Annotated in this window: 1 protein-coding gene; it reads left to right on the top strand. The window is 66.3% G+C overall.

The annotated features are described in order from the left end of the window. The coding region (locus BIV24_RS31010; RefSeq protein WP_143064721.1) for a HAMP domain-containing protein at nt 1-291 on the top strand (291 nt) is incomplete at both ends.

Below are 291 nucleotides of genomic sequence, written 5' to 3'. Positions count from 1 at the left end.
TGGCCCGCGAGGTGGGCACCGAGGGCATCCTGGGCGGCCAGGCCGAGGTCCAGGGTGTCTCGGGCACCTGGAAGGACCTCACGCAGTCCGTGAACTTCATGGCGAACAACCTGACCATCCAGGTGCGCAGCATCGCCGAGGTCACGACCGCGGTCGCCAAGGGAGACCTGTCCAAGAAGATCACTGTCGACGCCAAGGGCGAGATCCTCGAGCTGGTCACCACCGTCAACACGATGGTCGACCAGTTGTCGTCCTTCGCGGAGCAGGTGACGCGGGTGGCCCGCGAGGTGG

This window comes from Streptomyces colonosanans (assembly GCF_001866645.1).
GTDB classification, from domain to species: domain Bacteria; phylum Actinomycetota; class Actinomycetes; order Streptomycetales; family Streptomycetaceae; genus Streptomyces; species Streptomyces colonosanans.
Note: the sequence above shows the minus strand (reverse complement) of the source record. Positions and strands in the feature narration are given on the sequence as shown.